The sequence below is a fragment of the Variovorax sp. Varisp36 genome (assembly GCF_047304235.1).
GTDB lineage: Bacteria > Pseudomonadota > Gammaproteobacteria > Burkholderiales > Burkholderiaceae_C > Variovorax.
Window position 1 is genome coordinate 1 of sequence record NZ_JBGLYU010000028.1, and the last position, 21,299, is coordinate 21,299.

22 protein-coding genes are annotated in these 21,299 nt (G+C 67.2%); 13 read left to right on the forward strand and 9 right to left on the reverse strand.

Going from position 1 to position 21,299, the window contains the following annotated elements; genetic code table 11:
- Window positions 1–191: 191 nt before the first annotated feature.
- The 3 genes from ACCD11_RS17305 to ACCD11_RS17315 form a co-directional block, all read right to left on the reverse strand.
- On the reverse strand, window positions 192–557 hold the full coding sequence (locus ACCD11_RS17305) for a response regulator (RefSeq protein ID WP_007838401.1): 366 nt from the start codon (window positions 555–557) through the stop codon (window positions 192–194).
- Complete coding sequence (locus tag ACCD11_RS17310) at window positions 557–955, reverse strand: response regulator (RefSeq protein ID WP_007838399.1); 399 nt, start codon at window positions 953–955, stop codon at window positions 557–559. The genes ACCD11_RS17305 and ACCD11_RS17310 overlap by 1 nt, the downstream gene beginning before the upstream one ends.
- 84 nt (window positions 956–1,039) lie before the next feature.
- A complete protein-coding gene (locus ACCD11_RS17315; protein ID WP_007838397.1) occupies window positions 1,040–1,210 on the reverse strand; it encodes a rubredoxin in 171 nt (56 codons plus the stop codon).
- Window positions 1,211–1,321: 111 nt separating this feature from the next.
- On the opposite strand from ACCD11_RS17315, the gene thiD reads away from it, so the two are divergent.
- The 3 genes from thiD (at window position 1,322) to ACCD11_RS17330 (ending at window position 4,341) form a co-directional block, all read left to right on the forward strand.
- Window positions 1,322–2,284: a bifunctional hydroxymethylpyrimidine kinase/phosphomethylpyrimidine kinase gene (gene thiD / locus ACCD11_RS17320; protein WP_007838396.1), complete on the forward strand. Its 963-nt coding sequence runs from the start codon at window positions 1,322–1,324 to the stop codon at window positions 2,282–2,284.
- 127 nt (window positions 2,285–2,411) lie between these two features.
- Window positions 2,412–3,698: a glutamate-1-semialdehyde 2,1-aminomutase gene (gene hemL / locus ACCD11_RS17325; protein ID WP_413314812.1), complete on the forward strand. Its 1,287-nt coding sequence runs from the start codon at window positions 2,412–2,414 to the stop codon at window positions 3,696–3,698.
- Between the two features lie 169 nt (window positions 3,699–3,867).
- Complete coding sequence (locus ACCD11_RS17330; protein ID WP_413314813.1) at window positions 3,868–4,341, forward strand: hypothetical protein; 474 nt, start codon at window positions 3,868–3,870, stop codon at window positions 4,339–4,341.
- A gap of 207 nt (window positions 4,342–4,548) precedes the next feature.
- Here the strand turns inward: ACCD11_RS17330 and purH are convergent, their stop codons facing one another.
- From purH to dusB, 3 genes are read right to left on the reverse strand one after another with little or no spacing between them, the layout of a single operon-like run.
- Window positions 4,549–6,180, reverse strand: a complete 1,632-nt coding sequence (gene purH / locus ACCD11_RS17335; RefSeq protein ID WP_413314814.1) for a bifunctional phosphoribosylaminoimidazolecarboxamide formyltransferase/IMP cyclohydrolase — start codon at window positions 6,178–6,180, stop codon at window positions 4,549–4,551.
- 16 nt (window positions 6,181–6,196) lie between these two features.
- Window positions 6,197–6,433, reverse strand: a complete 237-nt coding sequence (locus ACCD11_RS17340) for a Fis family transcriptional regulator (RefSeq protein WP_007838304.1) — start codon at window positions 6,431–6,433, stop codon at window positions 6,197–6,199.
- 17 nt (window positions 6,434–6,450) lie between these two features.
- Window positions 6,451–7,515, reverse strand: a complete 1,065-nt coding sequence (dusB, locus tag ACCD11_RS17345; protein ID WP_056595435.1) for a tRNA dihydrouridine synthase DusB — start codon at window positions 7,513–7,515, stop codon at window positions 6,451–6,453.
- Window positions 7,516–7,690: 175 nt separating this feature from the next.
- Here dusB and ACCD11_RS17350 point away from each other — a divergent pair, with 175 nt between their 5' ends.
- Entirely contained in the window at window positions 7,691–8,155 is a 465-nt protein-coding gene (locus ACCD11_RS17350) for a YqaA family protein (protein ID WP_413314815.1), read from the forward strand.
- Here ACCD11_RS17350 and ACCD11_RS17355 read toward each other — a convergent pair whose 3' ends face one another.
- Together ACCD11_RS17355 and ychF are read right to left on the reverse strand one after the other, a co-directional pair.
- Window positions 8,156–8,830: a glutathione S-transferase gene (locus tag ACCD11_RS17355; protein WP_413314816.1), complete on the reverse strand. Its 675-nt coding sequence runs from the start codon at window positions 8,828–8,830 to the stop codon at window positions 8,156–8,158.
- Window positions 8,831–9,011: 181 nt separating this feature from the next.
- A complete protein-coding gene (gene ychF, locus ACCD11_RS17360; protein ID WP_007838310.1) occupies window positions 9,012–10,103 on the reverse strand; it encodes a redox-regulated ATPase YchF in 1,092 nt (363 codons plus the stop codon).
- 208 nt (window positions 10,104–10,311) lie between these two features.
- On the opposite strand from ychF, the gene ACCD11_RS17365 reads away from it, so the two are divergent.
- The 6 genes from ACCD11_RS17365 (at window position 10,312) to rbsD (ending at window position 16,460) form a co-directional block, all read left to right on the forward strand.
- On the forward strand, window positions 10,312–11,256 hold the full coding sequence (locus ACCD11_RS17365) for a sugar ABC transporter substrate-binding protein (RefSeq protein WP_413314817.1): 945 nt from the start codon (window positions 10,312–10,314) through the stop codon (window positions 11,254–11,256).
- Window positions 11,257–11,381: 125 nt separating this feature from the next.
- Window positions 11,382–12,977 (forward strand): sugar ABC transporter ATP-binding protein, encoded by a 1,596-nt coding sequence (locus ACCD11_RS17370; protein WP_413314818.1) that lies wholly within the window; start codon window positions 11,382–11,384, stop codon window positions 12,975–12,977.
- Window positions 12,974–13,969, forward strand: coding sequence for an ABC transporter permease (locus ACCD11_RS17375; protein WP_413314819.1), 996 nt, complete (start codon window positions 12,974–12,976; stop codon window positions 13,967–13,969). The genes ACCD11_RS17370 and ACCD11_RS17375 overlap by 4 nt, the downstream gene beginning before the upstream one ends.
- Before the next feature lie 33 nt (window positions 13,970–14,002).
- Entirely contained in the window at window positions 14,003–15,100 is a 1,098-nt protein-coding gene (locus tag ACCD11_RS17380) for a LacI family DNA-binding transcriptional regulator (protein ID WP_007828917.1), read from the forward strand.
- A complete protein-coding gene (rbsK, locus tag ACCD11_RS17385; RefSeq protein WP_413314820.1) occupies window positions 15,097–16,062 on the forward strand; it encodes a ribokinase in 966 nt (321 codons plus the stop codon). Before ACCD11_RS17380 ends, rbsK begins: the two co-directional genes overlap by 4 nt.
- Entirely contained in the window at window positions 16,059–16,460 is a 402-nt protein-coding gene (rbsD, locus tag ACCD11_RS17390; protein WP_007828915.1) for a D-ribose pyranase, read from the forward strand. The genes rbsK and rbsD overlap by 4 nt, the downstream gene beginning before the upstream one ends.
- Window positions 16,461–16,482: 22 nt before the next feature.
- Here the strand turns inward: rbsD and ACCD11_RS17395 are convergent, their stop codons facing one another.
- Window positions 16,483–17,364, reverse strand: coding sequence for an MOSC domain-containing protein (locus ACCD11_RS17395; RefSeq protein ID WP_007828914.1), 882 nt, complete (start codon window positions 17,362–17,364; stop codon window positions 16,483–16,485).
- A 117-nt stretch (window positions 17,365–17,481) separates the two neighbouring features.
- Between ACCD11_RS17395 and ACCD11_RS17400 the strand changes: the two genes are divergently transcribed.
- Genes ACCD11_RS17400 through ACCD11_RS17410 form a run of 3 tightly spaced genes read left to right on the forward strand, consistent with a single transcriptional unit; the run spans window position 17,482 to window position 21,198 of the window.
- Window positions 17,482–18,609, forward strand: coding sequence for an FAD-dependent monooxygenase (locus tag ACCD11_RS17400; protein ID WP_413314821.1), 1,128 nt, complete (start codon window positions 17,482–17,484; stop codon window positions 18,607–18,609).
- Between the two features lie 40 nt (window positions 18,610–18,649).
- Window positions 18,650–19,372: a DsbC family protein gene (locus ACCD11_RS17405; RefSeq protein WP_007828910.1), complete on the forward strand. Its 723-nt coding sequence runs from the start codon at window positions 18,650–18,652 to the stop codon at window positions 19,370–19,372.
- Complete coding sequence (locus ACCD11_RS17410; protein ID WP_413314823.1) at window positions 19,372–21,198, forward strand: M61 family metallopeptidase; 1,827 nt, start codon at window positions 19,372–19,374, stop codon at window positions 21,196–21,198. The genes ACCD11_RS17405 and ACCD11_RS17410 overlap by 1 nt, the downstream gene beginning before the upstream one ends.
- The last annotated feature ends 101 nt before the right edge of the window (window positions 21,199–21,299 follow it).

Below are 21,299 nucleotides of genomic sequence, written 5' to 3' on the forward strand. Positions count from 1 at the left end.
GGGGGGGGGCCGCACCGATCTTTCGGCGGGGGGGGGCCCCGGCGTTTTTTCTTGTGGCCCCCCCCCCCCCCCCCCCCCCCCCCCCGGGGGGCCCCCGCCGGGGGGGGGCCGCGGCGGGGGGGGGCCCCCCCAGCCGGGACTGGAAGGCTCTCAGAGCGTCGCGATTCGCCATGGGCTCAGCAGACTTCCGCTCAGGCCAACGCGCTGATCTTGGACATCAGGTCGGTCGCGTTGACCGGCTTCACGATGTAGTCGCGTGCGCCCTGGCGCATGCCCCAGACGCGATCGGTTTCCTGGTTCTTGCTGGTGCACAGGATGATCGGGATGGCTGCGTACTTCGGGTCGCGGGCGATGGCGCGCGTGAGCTGGAAGCCGTTCTGGCCGGGCATCACGACGTCCATGAGGATCAGGTCGGGCTGCTCTTCCTCCAGGCGGCGCATGGCGTCGTCGGCGTTTTCGGCCGTCTTCACGGCAAAGCCGTTCTTCTGGAGGAGGTCGGTCAGGAACATCAGTTCCGTCTTGGAGTCGTCGACGACGAGGATTTTTCGAATGGGCATTACTGCGCTTCCTGTTGAACGATGCCAAACTGCTGCACGGCCTGCAGCAGCTGGTCTTTGGTGAAAGGCTTGGTCAGGTAGTCTTGCGAACCGACCATGCGGCCGCGGGCCTTGTCGAATACACCGTCTTTCGAGGACAGCATGACGACCGGAACGTTGGAGAAATTGGCGTTGCGCTTGATGATGGCGCAGGTCTGGTAGCCGTCGAGCCGCGGCATCAGGATGTCGCAGAAAATCAGATGCGGCTTGTGGTCATTGACCTTCGAGAGCGCGTCGAAGCCGTCCTCCGCGAGAAGAACCTCATGCCCACCCTGCTTCAAAAAAATCTCGGCACTGCGCCGGATGGTGTTGCTGTCGTCGATGACAAGCACCTTGTAACCTGATCCATTCGGGCCCATTGCAAATGCTCCTGCTCATGAGACTTGGAAGCCCGCCGCGCCGAACACCGACGCAGACCGCGTAGCTCTATCTATGCCATGCTTTCAGATTTCAACCATTTCGAAGTCTTCCTTGCGCGCACCGCACTCAGGACAGGTCCAGTTCATCGGCACATCGGCCCAGGCCGTGCCTGCCGCGATGCCGTCTTCCGGTACACCCACTGCTTCGTCATAGATCCACCCACAAATCAGGCACATCCAAGTTTTCGTATTCATCGGAGCTTAAAGTCCTTGTTCATTAAATGCAACGAGTGTATCTATGCGTATCTCACTGACGGACGGTAAACGTCGCGCCTATGCCACCATCCAGGGGATTCCGCCCGGCTTATGACCATCTACTTACATTCCGCAGACAACACCCGCAAACCGGGCGATCTTAACGACCCCTCGCAGGACGACGAATCGGTCGCCGAACACGACCTGAATCCCCCCTGCGTGCTGGTGTTCAATGCCAGCGATCCCAGCGGGGCGGGCGGACTGGGCGCCGACGCCCTCGCCATGGCGTCGGTGGGCGCACACATCCTGCCCGTTGTCACAGGGGCCTACGCCAGGGACACGGCCGAGATTTTCGACCACTTTCCCTTCGATGAAGAGGCCATCGCCGAGCAGGCGCGCGCCATCCTGGAGGACGTGGAAGTCCAGCTGATCAAGGTGGGCTTTGCCGGCACCACCGAGGCCCTGAGCACCATCGCCGAGACCGCCGCCGACTATCCCGAGGTGCCCGTGGTGGCCTACATGCCCAACCTTTCGTGGTGGGACGAGAACCTGATCGAGCCTTATCTGGACGCTTTTCGGGAACTTGTTTTGCCGCAAACCACAGTGTTGGTAGGAAACCACAGTACGCTGTGGCGCTGGCTGCTTCCGGACTGGAACGGGGAGCGTCCGCCCACTGCGCGCGACATTGCCAAGGCCGCCGGCGAGTTCGGCGTGCCCTATACGCTCGTGACCGGCCTGATGCTGCCCGAGCAGTTCATCGACAACGTGCTGGCCTCCCCGCAGTCGGTGCTCGCCAGCGAAAAATACGAGCGGCTCGAGGCCGTCTTCGCCGGCGCCGGCGACACCCTGTCGGCCGCGCTGGCCGCCCTGCTCGCCAGCGGCACCGACCTCGTGGCCGCAACCAGCGAAGCGCTGGCCTACATGGACCGATGCCTCGACGCGGGCTTCCGCCCCGGCATGGGCCATGTGCTGCCCGACCGCCTGTTCTGGGCCGAGCCCGAGGACGACGATGACGATGAAGACCCGGGCGCCGAACCGGACTTCGCCCTCCCACCCCACGACACCCGGCACTGACATGTTGCTCGCCCCCAGGCAGCCCGCACTTCGTGTCGGTTCGCCTACCCCCTACCGGGGGCGTGCCGGCCGCTTCGGGCGGCCGTGCGCGGCGGCCCTCCACTGAATAACCACCCATTTGCCTCCGATGCCCAACACTGACCGCAACGACACCCTCTTCGAGCGCGCCCGCGCCGTGATCCCCGGAGGCGTGAACTCGCCCGTGCGCGCCTTCAAGGCCGTGGGCGGCACGCCCCGCTTCATCCAGCGCGCGCATGGCGCCTATTTCTGGGACGCCAACGACAAGCGCTACATCGACTACATCGGCTCCTGGGGTCCGATGATCCTGGGCCACGGCCACCCCGCCGTGGTCGAGGCGGTGCAGAAGGCCGTGCTCGAAGGCTTCTCGTACGGCGCGCCGACCGAGCGCGAGATCGAGCTGGCCGAAGCCATCCTCGCGCTGGTGCCGTCGATGGAAATGGTGCGGCTCGTGAGCTCGGGCACCGAGGCCGCCATGAGCGCGCTGCGCCTCGCGCGCGGCGCCACCGGCCGCAAGAGCATCGTCAAGTTCGAAGGCTGCTACCACGGCCATGCCGATGCACTGCTGGTGAAGGCCGGCTCCGGCCTCGCCACCTTCGGCAACCCGACCTCCGCCGGCGTGCCACCCGAAGTGGTGCAGCACACCATCGTGCTCGAGTACAACAACCTGCAGCAGCTGGAAGAAGCCTTCGCGCTGCACGGCAAGGACATCGCCTGCCTGATGATCGAGGCCATCGCAGGCAACATGAACTTCGTGCGCGCCACGCCCGAGTTCGCTCGGCGCTGCCGTGAGCTTTGCACGCAGCACGGGGCGCTGCTGATATTCGATGAAGTGATGACCGGCTTTCGCGTGGGCCTGCACGGCGCACAGGGCGTGCTCGGCATCAAGCCCGACCTCACGGTGCTCGGCAAGGTCATCGGCGGCGGCATGCCGCTCGCGGCCTTCGGCGGTCCGCGCGCGATCATGGAGCAGCTCGCGCCGCTGGGCCCGGTCTACCAGGCAGGCACGCTGTCGGGCAATCCGGTGGCCACGGCCTGCGGCCTTGCAACGCTGAAGGAGATCGCCAGGCCCGGCTTCTATGAAGCGCTCGGCAAGAAGACACGCTCGCTGGTCGACGGCCTGAAGGCCGCAGCCGCGGCCGAAGGCCAGCCCTTCAATGCCGACAGCGAAGGCGGCATGTTCGGCTTCTTCCTCATGAAAGACCTGCCGCAAAACTATGCCACCGTGATGACCACCGACAACGCCAAATTCAATGCGCTGTTCCACGGCCTGCTCGACCGCGGCGTGTACATCGCGCCGGCACTCTACGAAGCGGGCTTCGTGAGCGCGGCCCACACCGACGACGACATCGCCGCCACCGTCGAGGCCGCGCAGGACATCTTCAGGAAGCGCTGAGGCCGCGCGAATCGCGGCGCGGTGTCACGAATTTCGTGATTGCGCCGGGTATATTGCGCCGGCACTTGGCGAAGGCGGCTTCACGGGTTGCGGCACCAGGGATTCCAAGAAAAGTGCGCCTGCCATCGAAGCGGCCCTGCACGTACAGACACCGAAGACGTTCCGGCCCATGATCCCCTTGCGCACGCTGCCGATGCTGGCGGCCCTTCTTCTTCCGGCACTCGCGTGCGCACAAGACGCCTTCGAGCCGAAGAACATCTGGGTCAACCCCGGCTTCTACTCGGCACACTTCGACCGCAACAAGGGGCTGGAGAACGTCAACCAGGGCCTCGGCGTCGAGTACCCGCTGAACGACACGTACCGCATCACGGCGGGCACCTTCCACAACAGCGACCGCAGGCAATCGAACTACCTCGGACTGTACGTGCTGCCCTTCGAGTTCTACGGCGTGAAGGTCGGCGCCGTGGTCGGCGGCTTCGACGGCTACCCCAACTACCGCAACAGCAACTGGTTCCCGGCCATCCTTCCGGTGGCCGCCATCGAAGGCAGGCACTGGGGCTTGAACATCGCCTACGTGCCGACGATCAAGAACCGGCTGTACGGCGCACTCACCTTGCAGCTGAAATACCGGTTCGGGGAATGAGCTCGCCCCCAGGCTGCGCGCACTTCGTGCCGCTTCGCCAACCCCCTACCGGGGGCAACACCAGCGGCCCGGCAAAGCCGGTTCCGCGGTAGCCCTTGGCTCGCCCCCAGGCTGCGCGCACTTCGTGTCGCTTCGCCAACCCCCTACCGGGGGCAACACCAGCGGCCCGGCAAAGCCGGTTCCGCGGTGTTCTGGAAGGGAGCGTCGTCAGTGGCGGAAATGCCGTACGCCCGACAGCACCATCACCACGCCGCGCTCGTCGGCGGCATCGATCACTTCCTGGTCGCGCATCGAGCCGCCCGGCTGGATGACGCAGCTCGCGCCCGCATCGACCACCACGTCGAGGCCGTCGCGGAACGGGAAGAAGGCGTCACTCGCCACGGCCGTGTCCTTCAGCGACAGGCCGGCGTGCTCGGCCTTGATGCTGGCGATGCGCGCCGAATCGAGGCGGCTCATCTGGCCCGCGCCCACGCCCATGGTCATGCCGTTGGCGCAGAACACGATCGCGTTGCTCTTGACGTACTTCGCGACCTTCCAGGCGAACAGCAGATCCTGCAGCTGCTGCGGCGTGGGCTGCTTCTTGCTGACCACCTTGAGGTCGCTGGCGGCCAGCTCGTGGTTGTCGGCGGTCTGGATCAGCAGGCCCGAGCCGACGCGCTTCACGTCCATGGCGTTGCGGCCGTTGTCCCAGTCGGTGGCGCCGCCACGGGAGCCGGGCGACCCTGCGGTCGCGGGCAGCGCGATCTCGAGCACGCGCACGTTGAGCTTGGCCTTGGTGGCCTGGAACACTTCGAGCGCCTCGGGCGTGTAGCCCGGCGCCATCAGCACTTCGACGAACTGCTTGGCGATTTCCTGCGCGGTCGCGCCGTCCACTGGGCGGTTGAAGGCGATGATGCCGCCAAAGGCCGAGGTCGGGTCGGTCTTGAAAGCCTTGCCGTAAGCCTCGGCCGCATCCTTGCCGATGGCCACGCCGCACGGGTTGGCGTGCTTCACGATCACGCAGGCGGGCACGTCGAAGCTCTTCACGCATTCCCATGCGGCATCGGCGTCGGCGATGTTGTTGTAGCTGAGCTCCTTGCCCTGCAGCTGCTTGGCCGACACGAGCGAACCGGGCGCCGGGTACAGGTCGCGGTAGAACGCAGCCTGCTGGTGCGGGTTCTCGCCATAGCGCAGGTCCTGCACCTTCACGAAACGGCCGTTGCTCTGCGCGGGGAACAGCGAGCGCTTGGGCGCTGGCTGGCCGATGCTGGCGTCGAAGTCGATGGCCGAGAGGTAGTCGCTGATGGCGCCGTCGTAGTCGGCGATGCGGTTGAACGCGGCGACCGAGAACGCGAACTTGGTCTTGTCGCTGAGCTTGCCATCGGCCTTCAACTCGGCGAGTGCCACGGCGTATTGCGATGCGTCGGTCAGCACGCCCACGTCCTTCCAGTTCTTGGCCGCGCTGCGCACCATGGCCGGGCCGCCGATGTCGATGTTCTCGATCGCGTCTTCGAGCGTGCAGCCGGGCTTGGCCACCGTGGCTTCGAACGGATACAGGTTGACCACCAGCAGGTCGATGGTGTCGATGCCGTGTTCCTTGATGGCCGCCACGTGCGCGGGCAGGTCGCGGCGCGCGAGCAGGCCGCCGTGGATCTTCGGGTGCAGCGTCTTCACGCGGCCGTCGAGCATTTCGGGGAAGCCGGTGTGGTCGGCGACTTCGGTGACGGGCAGGCCGGCATCGGCCAGCAGCTTGGCGGTGCCGCCGGTGGACAGCAGCTTGATGCCCAGCGCATGCAGCGCCTGGGCGAATTCAAGGATGCCGGTTTTGTCGGAAACGGAGATGAGTGCGGTCTGGGCCATGGGATATGCCGTGGAGTTATTTCAAAAGTTTGTGTTCGACCAGCTTCTTGCGAAGCGTGTTGCGATTCAGGCCCAGCCATTGCGCGGCTTTGGATTGGTTGCCTTCCGCGCGCGTCATGACGACGTCGAGCAGGGGTTTCTCGACCACGCGCACGAGCATTTCGTACATGCCGTCGGGTTCGGTGCCGCGCAGGTCGCGAAAGTAGCTGTCCAGACTGGTGCGTACGCAGTCCTCGATATGTTTCTTGCTCATTGCTTCTTCTCTTTTTCTCAATCGACGGCGCAAGCCGCCTCCTCTTCACCCGACGACGCCTCTTCGTCCGCCAGGTGCTGCACGGGCATGCGGTCCATGCGGTCCGCGAGCCCGTCGAAATAGCCGCCGACCGCGCGCAGCTGCTCGGCACAGTCCTCGATGGTGTTCATGCGTGCGCGGAACGCTTCGCCGTCGGGCAGCGTGCGCACATACCAGCCGATGTGCTTTCGCGCCGTGCGCACACCGCTGTAGTCGCCGTACAGCGCATAGTGCTCCACCAGGTGGTCGAGCAGCAAGCGGCGCACTTCGGCCACCAGCGGCGGCGCGCGGTGCGTACCGGTCTCCAGGAAATGCGCGATCTCGCGGAAGATCCACGGCCGGCCCTGCGCGGCGCGGCCGATCATCACCGCGTCGGCGCCGGTGGCCGCAAGCACGTCGCGCGCCTTCTCCGGCGAACGAATGTCGCCGTTGGCCACCACCGGTACGCGCACCGCGGCCTTTACCGCCGCGATGGTGTCGTACTCGGCGAAGCCCTTGTAGCCCTGCTCGCGCGTGCGGCCGTGCACCGTGAGCATCTGCACGCCGGCCGATTCGAAATCGCGCGCGAGCTTCACCGCGTTGCGGTGCTCTTCGCTCCAACCGGTGCGCATCTTGAGCGTGACCGGCACGTTGAAAGGCTGCGCGGCATCGACCACGGCCTGCACGATTTCAAGCGCCAGCGGCTCGTCGCGCATCAGCGCCGACCCGGCCCACTTGTTGCAGACCTTCTTGGCCGGGCAGCCCATGTTGATGTCGATGATCTGCGCGCCGCGCTCGATGTTGTAGACCGTGGCCTCGGCCATCATGGCCGCGTCGGTGCCGGCGATCTGCACCGCGATGGGGCCCGGTTCGCCGTCGTGGTTCGCACGGCGCGATGTCTTGAGCGTGCCCCAGAGTTCCTTGCGCGACGTGACCATCTCGCTGACCGCGTAGCCGGCGCCGAGTTGGCGGCACAGCATGCGGAAGGGCCGGTCCGTCACGCCGGCCATGGGCGCGACGAACAGGCGGTTTTCCAGCGTGTGGGTGCCGATCTGCAAGGTCATTTGGAAGGGGAGCGGTGCGCGTTCGGCTGCTGAAAAATGAGGCACGATTGTAGCCACGCCGCATTTCAGCGACTGAAACGATTTGCGGTCTGGGTACCCGTGTAAATACCGGTGCGATCCGGGGCTTTCTCCCACGGAATTGCGAGGTGAGCACTGCCTATACTTCGCCCACCTTATGCAAGCGTGGCTCGACTCCCTCATGGCGCTGCTGGCGCTGCCGCAATACGGTCTGTCGACCCTGTTCGTCGCGGCCTTCGTCTCGGCCACGCTGCTGCCGGTGGGCTCCGAGCCCTTTCTCTTCGGGCTGCTCAAGCTCAACCCCGACATGTTCTGGCCGGCCATCGCGGTGGCCACCATCGGCAACACGCTGGGGGGCGCGGTCGACTGGTGGATGGGCTACGGCGCGCACAAGGTGGCCGACAAATACTCGCACTCGAAACACCATGTGCGGGTTCTGGGCTGGCTGGAGCGGCTCGGCCCGAAGGCCTGCCTGCTCAGCTGGCTGCCGCTGGTGGGAGATCCGCTGTGCGCGGTGGCGGGCTGGCTCAAGCTGCCGTTCTGGTCTTGCGTGGCCTACATGGCGATCGGGAAATTCCTGCGCTACATCACCATGACGGTGGCGCTGCTGCAGGTCTTCTGATCAGTTCAACAAAGCGTAGGGGCCGCCGCGCTCGAGTGCGCGCTTGTACGCGGGACGCGCGTGGATGCGCTCCAGGTACGACATCAGCTTCGGCCGCTTCGCATCGAGCCCGCCGCGCGCCTGCGAAGCTTCGACCACGAAGCTCATCTGGATGTCGGCGCCTGTGAAGGCATCGCCCGCGAACCACTCGCTCTTGCCGAGTTCGGCTTCCATGTAGCTCAGGTGATTCGCGATGTTCGGGTTGATGAACGCCGACTTCGCCTTTGCGGCGATGGCCTTGGCGATGGGCTTCGCGAAGAAGGGCATCTTGCTCGTCTCGATGCGGTCGAACACCAGCTTCAGCAGCAGCGGCGACATCGCCGTGCCTTCGGCGAAATGCAGCCAGTAGCGATAACGCAGCGCCTCGGGCGAACCCGCCGCGGGCGCGAGGCGGCCGTTGCCATGGCGCTCGATGAGCGTCTCGATGATCGCGCCCGACTCCGCAAGCGTGAGCCCGTCCTGCGTCGTGACGACCGGGGACTTGCCCAGCGGATGGATAGCCCGCAGCGAAGCGGGCGCCAGACTGGTTTGCGGATCGCGCTGGTAGTGGACGATCTCGTAGGGCAGCTCGAGTTCTTCGAGCAGCCAGAGCACGCGCTGCGAGCGGGAGTTGTTGAGGTGGTGGACGGTGAGCATCGGGGGCGGGGCTTGTGGAGGAAAGAGAGGGCGCGCGGAGTCTATCCAACAACATCCTCGGAAGCCCACGGAGCCCTTTCGCGAGACACCGAGGAACCGGCTCCGCCGGGCCTCAGGTGTCGCCCCCGGTAGGGGGAAGGCGAAGCGACACGAAGTGCGCGCAGCCTGGGGGCGAGCCCTATTACGAACTGAACAGGAAGTTCATCACGTCGCCATCCTTCACGACGTATTCCTTGCCTTCCGACCGCATCTTCCCCGCGTCCTTCGCGCCCTGCTCGCCCTTGAAGGCGATGTAGTCCTCGAACGCGATGGTCTGGGCGCGGATGTAGCCCTTCTCGAAGTCGCCGTGGATCACGCCGGCCGCCTGCGGGCCGGTGTCGCCGATGTGGATGGTCCAGGCGCGCACTTCCTTCACGCCGGCGGTGAAGTAGGTCTGCAGGCCCAGCAGCTTGAAGGCGGCGCGAATCAGGCGGTTCAGGCCGGGCTCTTCCTGGCCGATCTCGGCGAGGAACATCTTCTTGTCTTCGTCATCCATCTCGGCCAGGTCGGCTTCGATCTTGGCGCAGATGGCGACCACGGGCGCGCCCTGCTTGGCGGCGTATTCGCGCAGGCGATCGAGGTAGGGGTTGTTCTCGAAGCCGTCTTCCGCCACGTTGCCCACGAACATCGCGGGCTTGGCGGTGATCAGCGTGAAGCTCTTCACCAGCGGCTGCTCTTCCTTCGTGAACTCGAGCGCGCGCACCGGCGTGTTCTCGTTCAGCGCGGCCTGGCAGCGCTCGAGCAGGCCGACGAGCTTCTGCGCGTCCTTGTCGCCCGAACGGGCCACCTTGGTGTGGCGGTGCAGCGCCTTCTCGACCGTGGCGAGGTCGGCCAGGCAGAGTTCGGTCTGGATCACTTCGATGTCGGAGATCGGGTCGACCTTGCCGGCCACGTGGATCACGTTCTCGTCGTCGAAGCAGCGCACCACGTTGACGGTGGCGTCGGTCTCGCGGATGTGCGCCAGGAACTTGTTGCCCAGGCCTTCGCCCGTGCTGGCACCGGCCACCAGGCCAGCGATGTCGACGAACTCGACGATGGCGGGCACGATGCGCTCGGGCTTGACGATCTCGCTCAGTTGCGCAAGCCGCGGATCGGGCACTTCCACCACGCCCACGTTGGGCTCGATGGTGCAGAACGGATAGTTCTCGGCCGCGATGCCGGCCTTGGTCAGCGCATTGAAAAGGGTGGATTTACCGACGTTGGGCAGGCCGACGATGCCGCATTGCAAACTCATGGGGGGTCCTCTTGGGTAACCGCCAATTTTAGGCGAGCGGGATTGCAGGCCGGTCCGGGCAGGGCTTCACCTCCTCCTTCCCTGCCCAAAAACATCAGGGTTAGCCCCGATTAGCAAACGTTTGCGCAAACGTTTCCCTCGGCTAACATCGGAGCCCCCGGCAAAGACCGGCGTACCGCTCTGATCAACCATCCCAGGAGACATTCCCATGAAGTTCACCCGCCGTACCCTGCAAAGCGCTGCCGCCCTCATGCTGCTGGGCGCCATTGCCGGAACCCCCGCCTTCGCACAGGACAAGCCCAAGGTCGCGCTGGTCATGAAGTCGCTGGCCAACGAGTTCTTCCGCACCATGGAAGACGGCGCCAAGGCGCACCAGAAGGCCCATGCCTCCGAATACACGCTGGTGGCCAACGGCATCAAGGACGAGACCGACACCGCCGCCCAGATCAAGATGGTCGAGCAGATGGTGGCGCAGAAGATCAACGCGCTGGTGATCGCCCCGGCCGATTCGAAGGCGCTGGTACCGGTGATCAAGGCCGCCATCGACAAGGGCATCCTGGTGGTCAACATCGATAACCAGCTCGACGCGGCCGCGCTCAAGGAAAAGGGCATCCAGGTGCCGTTCGTCGGCCCCGACAACCGCGCCGGCGCCAAGCTGGTGGGCGATGCGCTCACCAAGGAGCTGAAGGCCGGCGACAAGGTCGGCATCATCGAAGGCGTGTCGACCACCTTCAATGCACAGCAGCGCACGCTGGGCTATCAAGATGCCATGAAGGCTGCCGGCGCAACGGTGGTGGGCGTGCAGTCGGGCCAGTGGGAAATCGACAAGGGCAACACGGTGGCCGCCGGCATGATGCGCGAGCACCCCGACCTGAAGGCCCTGCTCGCCGGCAACGACAGCATGGCGCTGGGTGCCGTGGCTGCGGTCAAGGCCGCGGGCAAGACCGGCAAGGTGCTGGTGGTGGGCTACGACAACATCGGCGCCATCAAGCCGATGCTCAAGGACGGCCGCGTGCTCGCCACCGCCGACCAGTTCGCCGCCAAGCAGGCCGTGTTCGGCATCGAGACCGCGCTGAAGGCCATCGCCGACAAGAAGAAGCAGTCGGAGATGCCCGCCGAAGTGAAGACCGACGTGGTGCTGGTCACGAAATAATGCTCGCCCCCAGGCTTCGCGCACTTCGTGTCGCGCGCGCCTTCCCCCTACCGGGGGCAACACCAACGGCCCGGCGAAGCCGGTTCCGTGGTGTTTCTGGAATGAATGAATGAGGTTGCCCATCGATGGCTGACAACGATCGCAGTACGCCAGTGCTCTCGCTGAGCGCGCTCGGCAAGGACTATGCGGCGCCGGTGCTGGACGACGTCTCGCTCGTGCTCAACGCCGGCGAAGTGCTGGCCCTCACGGGCGAGAACGGCGCCGGCAAGAGCACCCTGTCGAAGATCGTCTGCGGCCTGGTGCAGCCCACGCGCGGCCAGATGCTGCTCGACGGCAAGCCCTTTGCGCCCACCTCGCGCCGCGACGCCGAGCGGCTGGGCGTGCGCATGGTCATGCAGGAGCTCGGCCTCGTCACCACACTGTCGGTGGCCGAGAACCTGCTGCTCGACCGCCTGCCCAACAAGACCGGCTGGATCCGCCGCGGCAAGCTGCACGAGCTGGCCGCGCAGCAGCTGGCCAAGATCGGCATGCAGAACATCGACCCGGCCACGCCCGTGGCGCGGCTGGGCATCGGCCAGCAGCAGATGGTCGAGATCGCGCGCAACCTGCAGGACGACACGCGCGTGCTGGTGCTCGACGAGCCCACCGCCATGCTCACGCCGCGCGAAACCGCGCACCTGTTCGAGCAGATCGAGCTGCTGAAGGCGCGCGGCGTGGCCATCGTCTACGTGTCGCACCGTCTTGAAGAATTGCAGCGCATCGCCGACCGCGTGGCGGTGCTGCGCGACGGCCGGCTGGTCGACGTGCGCGCCATGGCCGGCGTGCGCGAATCCGAACTGGTGCAGCGCATGGTGGGCCGCGCGGTGCACGAACATGAAGGCCGCGATCGCCGCGTGGCGGGCCCCGTGCTGCTGAGCGCGCGCGGCATCGGCCGGGCGCAGGCCGTGCGCGACGTCGACATCGACCTGCGCGCGGGCGAAGTCATGGGTCTGGCCGGCCTGGTCGGCTCGGGCCGGACCGAACTGGTGCGCCTGCTGTTCGGCGCCGACCGCGCGGACCGCGGCGAGATCTCCCTCTATGAAAACGGCCAGCCCACGCAGCACGCGCGCAAGGGCTGGCGCTCGCCGATGCAGGCCATCCGCGCCGGCATCGGGCTGGTCACCGAAGACCGCAAGTCGCAAGGACTGCTGCTGCCGCAGTCGATCCGCGTCAATGCCACGCTGAGCGATCTCGGTGCCATCTCCCATGCCGGCTGGCTGCAGCGCGCCAAGGAGCGCGGCATTGCGCAGCGGCTGGTGGAGCTGCTGCGCGTCCGCTCGCGCAGCATCGAGCAACCGGTCGCCACGCTCAGCGGCGGCAACCAGCAGAAGGTGGTGTTCGCGCGCTGGCTGCACCGCGAATGCAAGGTGCTGCTGCTCGACGAACCCACGCGCGGCGTGGACGTGGGCGCGCGCGCCGACCTGTACGCCGAACTCGACCGCATGACCGGCGCCGGCAAGGCGCTGCTGATGGTGTCGAGCGACCTGCGCGAACTGATGGCCATGTGCGACCGCATCGGCGTGATGAGCGCGGGCCGGCTGGTCGCGGTGTTCGAGCGCGGCGCGTGGAGCGAGCAATCGCTGCTGGCCGCCGCATTCAGCGACGCGACAGGACGCGCCGCCAGCCCGCCGACGGTATCTCCCGTTTCCGATCCGACCCCGGTCACCGCCGACACACCATGAACGCTGCCGCCTCCCCGAAAACCACCCCGCAGTCCTCACCGTCCGCGCTCAAGGGCCAGCTCGGCACCTACCTCGGCCTGACGGTCGTGCTCGTGGGCATGATCGCGCTGTTCGGAACGCTCAGCGAATACTTCCTGACGCGCGAGACCTTCGTCTCCATCGCGAATGAAATCCCCGCCCTGGCCGTGATGGCCGTCGGCATGACCTTCGTGCTGATCATCGCGGGCATCGACCTGTCCGTCGGCTCCGTGCTGGCGCTGAGCGCCGCGGTCACGGCGGCCGCCATCCTCGAATGGAAGCTCTCGGTGCCGATGGCCGCCGTGCTCGGCCTCGCGACAGGGCTCGTCTGCGGCACGGTCACCGGCGCGGTGTCGGTCGCCTGGCGGCTGCCGAGCTTCATCGTCTCGCTGGGCATGCTCGAAGCGGTGCGCGGCGGCGCCTACCTCGTGACCGATTCGCGCACGCAGTACGTGGGCGACGCCATCTCGGGCCTGGCCGCGCCGTGGATCGGCGGCATCTCGGCCGCCTTCGTGCTCGCAGTGGTGCTGGTGGTCATCGCGCAGATGGTGCTCACGCGCACGGTGTTCGGACGCCACGTGGTGGGCATCGGCACCAACGAAGAAGCAATGCGCCTGGCGGGCGTGGACCCACGCCCCATCCGCATCATCGTGTTCGCCGCCACCGGCCTGCTGGCCGGGCTCGCGGGCCTGATGCAGTCGGCCCGGCTCGAAGCGGCCGACCCCAACGCCGGCGTCGGCATCGAGCTGCAGGTGATTGCGGCCGTGGTCATCGGCGGCACCAGCCTCATGGGCGGGCGCGGCTCGGTGATCAACACCTTCTTCGGCGTGCTGATCATCGCGGTGCTCGAAGCCGGCTTGGCGCAGGTGGGCGCCAGCGAGCCGAGCAAACGCATCATCACCGGCGCGGTGATCGTGGTGGCCGTCATCATCGACACGCTGCGCCAGCGCCGCGCGGATCGCCGCCTGGCCTGACGGCATCCCGCCCCACGAGGAACACAAAAAGCCATGGCCACCATCAAGGACGTCGCACTGAAGGCGGACGTTTCCGTCACCACCGTGTCGCACGTGGTCAACGACACGCGCCACGTGAGCGCCAAGGTGCGCGAGCGCGTGGAGCTCGCCATCCGCGAACTGGGCTACGTGCCCAACGCGATGGCGCGAAGCCTGAAGAGCAACACCACCTCGACGCTGGGCATGCTGATTCCCAACAGCTCGAATCCCTACTTCGCCGAGATCGTGCGCATCGTGGAAGACCGCTGCTTCGGCGCCGGCTACACGCTGGTGCTGTGCAACACCGATGACGAACCGCACCGCCAGAGCGTCTACCTGAAGGTGCTGGCCGAGCGCCGCATCGACGGGCTGATCGTGGTGTCGACCGGCGCGGGCACCGCCGACGACGATTCGCTGGCGAAGCAGCTGCACGGCCTGCGCGTGCCGACCGTGCTGGTCGACCGCGAGATCGACGACCCGGCCTGCGACCTGGTGGAAACCGCCCACATGCAGGGCGGCCTGCTCGCGGTGCGGCACCTGCTGTCGCTGGGCCACAAGCGCATCGCCTGCATCGGCGGGCCCGCGGGCGTGATGCCGAGCGAGCAGCGCATCGAAGGCTGGCGCATGGCGTTGGCCGAGACCGGCGCGACGCCCGACATCGCGAACGCCAGCGCACTGCTGTGGCGCGGCGGCTTCACCAGCCAGGGCGGTTACGAGGCCATGCACGCCATCCTGCGCACCGAGCGCAAGCCCTCGGCCGTGTTCGTCTGCAACGACCTGATGGCCATCGGCGCGCTGCGCGCGGCGCATGAAAGCGGCGTGCGCGTACCTGACGAACTCTCGATCGTCGGCTTCGACGACATCGAACTCTCCGCCTACACCAGCCCCCCGCTCACCACCGTGGCGCAGCCCAAGGAGCGCATCGGCGCGCTGGCGGTCGACATGCTGCTCGAACGCGTAGGCGGCAAGCGGCGCGACGCGCGCAAGGTGGTGCTGCAGCCCGAGCTGCGCGTGCGCGCCTCGACCGCGCGGCATGCGAGCTTCCGCGAGCCCGCCGCGCCCCTTGCGACCGAAACGCCTGCAACGCAAACCCGAAAGTCCCGCACCCCGTGAGCCCGAAGCCTTCTTCCAGCAGCCCCTCCCCGGCGCCGCGCATCGTGGTGCTCGGCAGCCTCAACATGGACCTGGTGCTGCGCGTACCGCATGCGCCAGCCGCGGGGGAAACCCTGCTCGGCCATTCGATCGCCACCATTCCCGGCGGCAAGGGCGCCAACCAGGCGGTGAGCTGTGCGCGCGAAGGCGGACAAGTGCAGATGATCGGCTGCGTCGGCGGCGACGCGCATGGCACGGCGCTGCGCAACGCGCTGCAGAACGACGGCATCGACACCGCCGCGTTGCGCACCGTGGCCGACGAGCCCACCGGCACGGCGCTGATCCTCGTGGAAGACAGCGGGCAGAACCGCATCGTGATGATTCCCGGCGCCAACGCCCGGGTAGAGGTGGACGAAGCCGCGCTGAAGCAGCAGGTGCAGGGCGCGGCCTTCCTCGTCACGCAATTCGAGACCCCCATGGACCAGGTCGCGCGCGCCATCGCGGTGGCGCACGGCACGGGCTGCAAGGTGCTGCTCAACCCGTCGCCGGTGCAGGCGATCGCCGAGCCGCTGTGGCCGCTGATCGACACGCTGGTGGTCAACGAGATCGAGGCGCAGACGCTGTGCGGCCAGTCCGCCGACAGCCCGCAGGAAGCCGCGCAGGCTGGGCAGGCGCTGCGCGCCAAGGGCATCGCGCGCGTGGTGGTCACGCTGGGTTCGCGCGGCGCCGTGGCCGTCGATGCCGACGGCGCGCGCCATCATCCCGCGCCTAAGGTGCAGGCGGTCGACACCACGGCCGCCGGCGACACCTTCCTGGGTGCGCTCGCGGTCGCGCTGGGCGAAGGCCAGTCCTTCGACGAGGCCGTGCGCCTGGGCATTCGCGCCGCGGCGCTGTGCATCCAGCAGCCCGGCGCCCAACCTTCCATCCCGCAGCGCGACGCCGTGCTGCGCAGTCCCTTGCCTCCCGACTGGATCACGCTGTGAAACGCACCGCCCTGCTGCACGCCGAACTCTCCCATGTGATCGCCTCGCTGGGCCACGGCGACATGCTCGTGCTCGGCGACGCCGGCCTGCCGATTCCCGATGGCCCGCGCCGCATCGACCTCGCGGTGGCGCGCGGCGTGCCGCAACTCGACGACGTGCTGCAGGCGGTGCTGTCGGAGATGCAGGTGGAAGGCATCGTGATCGCCGACGAGGCGCTCGACGGCGATGGCGACACGAAGAAATTGCCGGGCTGGTATCCGCAGTCGCTGGGCATCGAGCCCCAGACCGTGTCGCACGAGGAATTCAAGCGCCGCACCGCCAAGGCCCGCGCCATGGTGCGCACGGGCGAATGCACGCCCTACGCGAACATCATCCTGATCGCCGGAGTGAAGTTCTGAGGCGCCGCTCGAGCGCCTTCGCTCATTCGAACTTGTAGTTCGCGCCCACGGACTGGCCGACCTTGAGCATGTGCTCCACACCCTGGATCACGATGCAGTTCATGCCGAAGGTGATGCCGCCATCCACGCGCGCGTCGGCGCGGTAGGTGCGCAGCGTGTCGCCGACCTCGGGGCTGCTGAGGGCGGTGGCCGGATCGATGTCCGGGATCGGGCAGCGCGTGCAGGGCTTGACGGGGCGCAGTTCGGCCTCGCCTTCACCGGTCGTGATGTGCAGCGCGTCGATGCGGTCCTCGTCGTGCGACTCGATGCCCGCGAGCACGATGTTGGGGCGGAAGCGCTCGATGCCCACGGCCCCGTGGCCCTGTGCCGCAAGGCGTTCGTTGAGCTCGGCCAGCGAGCCCTCGCTCGCCACCAGCAGCGCGTAGCCGTCGGCGAACTGGGTCTGCGCCTCGACGCCGGCGGTCCACTTCATACTCGACAGGCGCTTGTGCTCGGGGTCGAAGCGCACGAGGCGCAGGGTCTGCGGCCTGCCGGGCTCCGAGAGGAAATCGCTGAACCACTGGGCGGCGATGTCGCCCATGTCGTAGGCGGGCACCTCGTCTTTCCATACGCGCACCCGCACCGGCTTCTCGACCCGGTCGAAGGCCAGGTGCAGCGCCAGCATGCCAGGGGCGCGCAGCACCACTTCCATCTGCTTCATCTGCGGCTTGATCAGCGCCATGCGCGGCAGCTGCCGCTGGGTGACGAACTCGCCCTGCGCGTCGACCACCATCCAGGCCCGGTCGAACTCCAGCCCGGTCTCGGTCAGCAGCATTTCAGGAAGCTCGACCCCGGCGCAGGACTTGACCGGGTAGATGAACAGGCGCGCGATGGTGGCTTCGAGGTCGAAAGCAGGCTGGGACACGGTGGGGGTTCCTTGGAATTCGGCGGCAATTGTCCGGCATCGAGGCGCCCCGAAAACTCCCCGCCGCAGGAAAAGGCCCACGCCCCGCCCTGGACGGGCAACTCCTACAATCGTTCGATGGCTCTCCCCCCAGAAGTTTGCATTCGTGGCGCCGGCATCGTCGGCCGCACGCTGGCCCTGCTGCTCGCGCGCGAACGTGTGCGCGTCGCGCTGGTGGTGCCGCCGGCCACGCAGGGCAAGGAAGACATCCGCGCGTATGCGCTCAACACCGCCTCGCGCGCGCTGCTCGAATCGCTGCGCGCCTGGCCCGACGCCGTCCACGCCACCGCTGTGCGCGAAATGCTGGTGCACGGCGACGAAGGCGGACGGGTGCAGTTCAGCGCCGCACGCCAGAAAGTCGATGCGCTGGCCTGGATCGTCGACGTGCCCGCACTCGAGCAGCAGCTGGCCGACGCGGTGCGCTTCCAGCCCCAGATCGAGGTCGTGGCCGAGCCCGTCGTCGCCCCGCTCACCGTGGTGTGCGAAGGCAAGGCCAGCACCACGCGCGAAGCGCTTGGCGTGAGCTACGAGGTCACGCGCTATCCGCAGCACGCGATCGCGGCGCGCATGGAGGCCGAGCAGTCGCACGACGGCATCGCGCGCCAATGGTTCAACGACAGGGGCGAAGTGCTCGCGCTGCTGCCGCTCGGCGGCACGCACGGCAAGACGGTCGCACTGGTGTGGTCGGTCGACCAGCTGCGCGCGCCCGACCTGCTCGCACAGGGCAACGACGAATTCAACGCCGCCGTCACCGAGGCCAGCCACAACACGCTCGGCGCGCTCAAGCTCACGAGCGAGCGCGGCGCATGGCCGCTGGCGCGCGCCATCGCCGACCGCTGGACCGGCGCCATGCCCGGCCAGCCGACCCGCTCCTGGGCCCTGGCGGGCGACGCCGCCCACACGGTGCACCCGCTGGCCGGCCAGGGCCTGAACCTGGGCCTGGCCGATGCGGCCGAGCTGGCCGAGGTGATCAGGAACCGCGATTACTGGCGCAGCGTGGGCGATGCCCGCCTGCTGCGCCGCTACGAGCGCGCCCGCCGTGCCGACGTGCTGCAGATGAGCCTCGCAACCGATGGACTGCAGCAGCTTTTCTCGCACAACCTCGGCCCGCTTCCTGCATTGCGCAACTGGGGCATGCGCGGTTTCGACCGCACGCGCCTCGTCAAGCACTGGATCACGGCGCAAGCCATGGGCCTGAAGGCCTGACGCGCCCACTTATTCTCGAATCGAACCAACGGATCTCCCGATGACACTCGTACGCAACCTCCTATTCGCCGCCTGCACGCTGGGCGCGGTCGTGGCCGCCACCGCCGGCGAAGCCGAGATCCGCAAGAACCTGCCGGCGCGCATTCCGCAGTTCCCGGCGATCGACGAAGTCTCGAAGTCGCCGATCCCGGGCGTCTACGAAGTGCGCGTGAACGGCGCGCAGATCTTCTACACCGACGAGCAGGGCAACTACCTGATCCAGGGCAACCTGATCGACGTGAAATCGCGCAAGAACCTGACCGAAGAGCGCGTGGAAAAGCTCAGCGCCGTCGCCTTCGACCAGCTGCCGCTGAAGGACTCGATCAAGATCGTGCGCGGCAACGGCAAGCGCAAGCTCGCGGTGTTCGAAGACCCGAACTGCGGCTACTGCAAGCGCTTCGAGAAGGACATGAAGACGGTCGACAACGTCACCGTGTACCTGTTCCTGTACCCGGTGCTGGGCCCCGACTCGAACGTCAAGTCGCGCGACATCTGGTGCAGCAAGGACAAGGGCAAGGCCTGGGGCGACTGGATGGAAGCCAGCACCAAACCCGCCACCGCGGCCAGCAGCTGCGACGTGACCGCGCTGCAGCGCAACGTCGAGTTCGGCCGCAAGTACAACATCACCGGCACGCCGACGCTGATCTTCAGCGACGGCACCCGCACGCCCGGCGCCATTCCCGCAGAGCAGGTCGAGAAGCAGCTCGCCGCTTCGTCCAGCTGATGGCGGCGAAGGCTCTCGCGCAGCGCGCCGCAGGCGTGCGCTATCGCGTCGAATGTGCGGATCTTCACGCACACCTCTTCGACATCACGCTCACCATCGACGCGCCCACGGCGCAGCAGCGCGTGTCGCTGCCGGTGTGGATTCCGGGCAGTTACCTGGTGCGCGAGTTCGCCAAGAACCTGCAGGGCCTGCGCGCCACGCAGGGCCGACGCAAGCCGGCGCTCACGCAGCTCGACAAATGCAGCTGGCTCGTCGAGTGCACGCCCGGGCAGCCGCTGGTGCTGCACTACCGGGTCTGCGCCTACGACAACTCGGTGCGCACCGCCTGGCTCGATGCCGAGCGCGGCTTCTTCAACGGCACCAGCGTGTGCCTGCGCGTCGAAGGCCAGACCGAGGCGCCGCATGCGCTGGAGATCGTCGCGCCCGTGTTGGCCGATGACGCTGCGCGCTGGTCGTGCGCCACTGCCTTGGTGCCGCTGAAGGCCGACAAGCACGGCTTCGGCAGCTACCAGGCCTCGGGCTACGATGAATTGGCCGACAGCCCCGTCGAGCTGGGCGCCTTCTGGAGCGCCGAGTTCGAAGCCTGCGGCGTACCGCACCGCTTCGTGATCGCGGGTGCCGCGGCCTCGTTCGATGGCGACAAGCTGATCGCCGACACCAAGGCCATCTGCGAAGCAGAGATGCGCTTCTGGCACGGCGAAAAGGTCGGCAAGCGCGGCGGGCCGAAGCCGCCGATCGACCGCTACGTGTTCATGCTCAACGCGGTCGACGACGGCTACGGCGGGCTCGAACACCGCCATTCGACCGCGCTGATCTGCAACCGCCGCGACCTGCCGCAGCGCGGCGAGAAGAAGAAGCAGCCCGACGGCTACACCACGCTGATGGGACTCATCAGCCACGAGTACTTCCACACCTGGAACGTCAAGCGCATGCGGCCGGCAGAGTTCGCGCGCTACGACTACAGCCAGGAAAACTACACGCAGCTGCTGTGGTTCTTCGAAGGCTTCACCAGCTACTACGACGACCTGCTGCTGCGCCGCGCCGGGCGCATCGACGATGCGGCCTACCTGCGCCTGCTCAACAAGACCATCAACCAAGTCATGCAGACGCCGGGCCGGCTGGTGCAGCCGGTGGCCGACGCGAGCTTCGACGCCTGGGTCAAGTACTACCGCCAGGACGAGCAGACGCCCAACAGCACGGTGAGCTACTACACCAAGGGCGCGCTGGTGGCGCTGTGCTTCGACCTCACCTTGCGCCATGAAGGCAAGGGCACGCTCGACGACGTGATGCGCCACCTGTGGACGCACAGCGGCGGCGGCCCGATCAGCGAGGCCGACATTGCTGCCGCGCTCGAGGCCGTGAGCGGCCGCTCGTATGCGGCGGAGCTCGCGCGCTGGGTGCATTCGACCGAGGAGCTGCCGCTCGCGCAGTTGCTGCGCGCGCACGGCGTGGCCACGCTCGAAGACCCCTCGCAGCAGGCGCAGGCGCTGGGCCTGCGCGTGGCCGAGGCCAATGGCGGCGTGCAGGTGAAGGTGGTGTTGCGTGGTGGCGCGGCCGAGAAGGCCGGTTTTTCCGCGCACGACGAGTGGATCGGCATCGAGCTGCCCGCTGTCGGCAGGAAGGGCCAGCAGCGGCCGGCGCAGGCCTGGCGCATCGCCAAGCTCGACGACCTCGCGCTGTACCTGGGCGATGCGGCGAAGTGCACGGCCATCGTGGCGCGCGACCGCAAACTGGTCAGGCTGCCGCTGGTGCTGCCCGTCGGGGCGACCACCTGGCGCCTGTTCTCGCACGACGCCGCCAAGGTGGCGAACTGGCTGGGCAGTTAACTCGCCTCTTTGTCCTCCCCCCGCGCTGGGTCGGCGTTCTCGCATCGGGAACTCCGGGCCATGCTGGGTATAGTGAAGCGCGTTTTTTCCCTTCCCCCGGA

Coding starts and splice junctions, on each gene's coding strand:
- ACCD11_RS17305 (WP_007838401.1), bottom strand. CDS start 557: ATGCCCATTCGAAAAATCCTCGTCGTCGACGACTCCAAGACGGAACTG.
- ACCD11_RS17310 (WP_007838399.1), bottom strand. CDS start 955: ATGGGCCCGAATGGATCAGGTTACAAGGTGCTTGTCATCGACGACAGC.
- ACCD11_RS17315 (WP_007838397.1), bottom strand. CDS start 1,210: ATGAATACGAAAACTTGGATGTGCCTGATTTGTGGGTGGATCTATGAC.
- thiD (WP_007838396.1), top strand. CDS start 1,322: ATGACCATCTACTTACATTCCGCAGACAACACCCGCAAACCGGGCGAT.
- hemL (WP_413314812.1), top strand. CDS start 2,412: ATGCCCAACACTGACCGCAACGACACCCTCTTCGAGCGCGCCCGCGCC.
- ACCD11_RS17330 (WP_413314813.1), top strand. CDS start 3,868: ATGATCCCCTTGCGCACGCTGCCGATGCTGGCGGCCCTTCTTCTTCCG.
- purH (WP_413314814.1), bottom strand. CDS start 6,180: ATGGCCCAGACCGCACTCATCTCCGTTTCCGACAAAACCGGCATCCTT.
- ACCD11_RS17340 (WP_007838304.1), bottom strand. CDS start 6,433: ATGAGCAAGAAACATATCGAGGACTGCGTACGCACCAGTCTGGACAGC.
- dusB (WP_056595435.1), bottom strand. CDS start 7,515: ATGACCTTGCAGATCGGCACCCACACGCTGGAAAACCGCCTGTTCGTC.
- ACCD11_RS17350 (WP_413314815.1), top strand. CDS start 7,691: ATGCAAGCGTGGCTCGACTCCCTCATGGCGCTGCTGGCGCTGCCGCAA.
- ACCD11_RS17355 (WP_413314816.1), bottom strand. CDS start 8,830: ATGCTCACCGTCCACCACCTCAACAACTCCCGCTCGCAGCGCGTGCTC.
- ychF (WP_007838310.1), bottom strand. CDS start 10,103: ATGAGTTTGCAATGCGGCATCGTCGGCCTGCCCAACGTCGGTAAATCC.
- ACCD11_RS17365 (WP_413314817.1), top strand. CDS start 10,312: ATGAAGTTCACCCGCCGTACCCTGCAAAGCGCTGCCGCCCTCATGCTG.
- ACCD11_RS17370 (WP_413314818.1), top strand. CDS start 11,382: ATGGCTGACAACGATCGCAGTACGCCAGTGCTCTCGCTGAGCGCGCTC.
- ACCD11_RS17375 (WP_413314819.1), top strand. CDS start 12,974: ATGAACGCTGCCGCCTCCCCGAAAACCACCCCGCAGTCCTCACCGTCC.
- ACCD11_RS17380 (WP_007828917.1), top strand. CDS start 14,003: ATGGCCACCATCAAGGACGTCGCACTGAAGGCGGACGTTTCCGTCACC.
- ACCD11_RS17400 (WP_413314821.1), top strand. CDS start 17,482: ATGGCTCTCCCCCCAGAAGTTTGCATTCGTGGCGCCGGCATCGTCGGC.
- ACCD11_RS17405 (WP_007828910.1), top strand. CDS start 18,650: ATGACACTCGTACGCAACCTCCTATTCGCCGCCTGCACGCTGGGCGCG.
- ACCD11_RS17410 (WP_413314823.1), top strand. CDS start 19,372: ATGGCGGCGAAGGCTCTCGCGCAGCGCGCCGCAGGCGTGCGCTATCGC.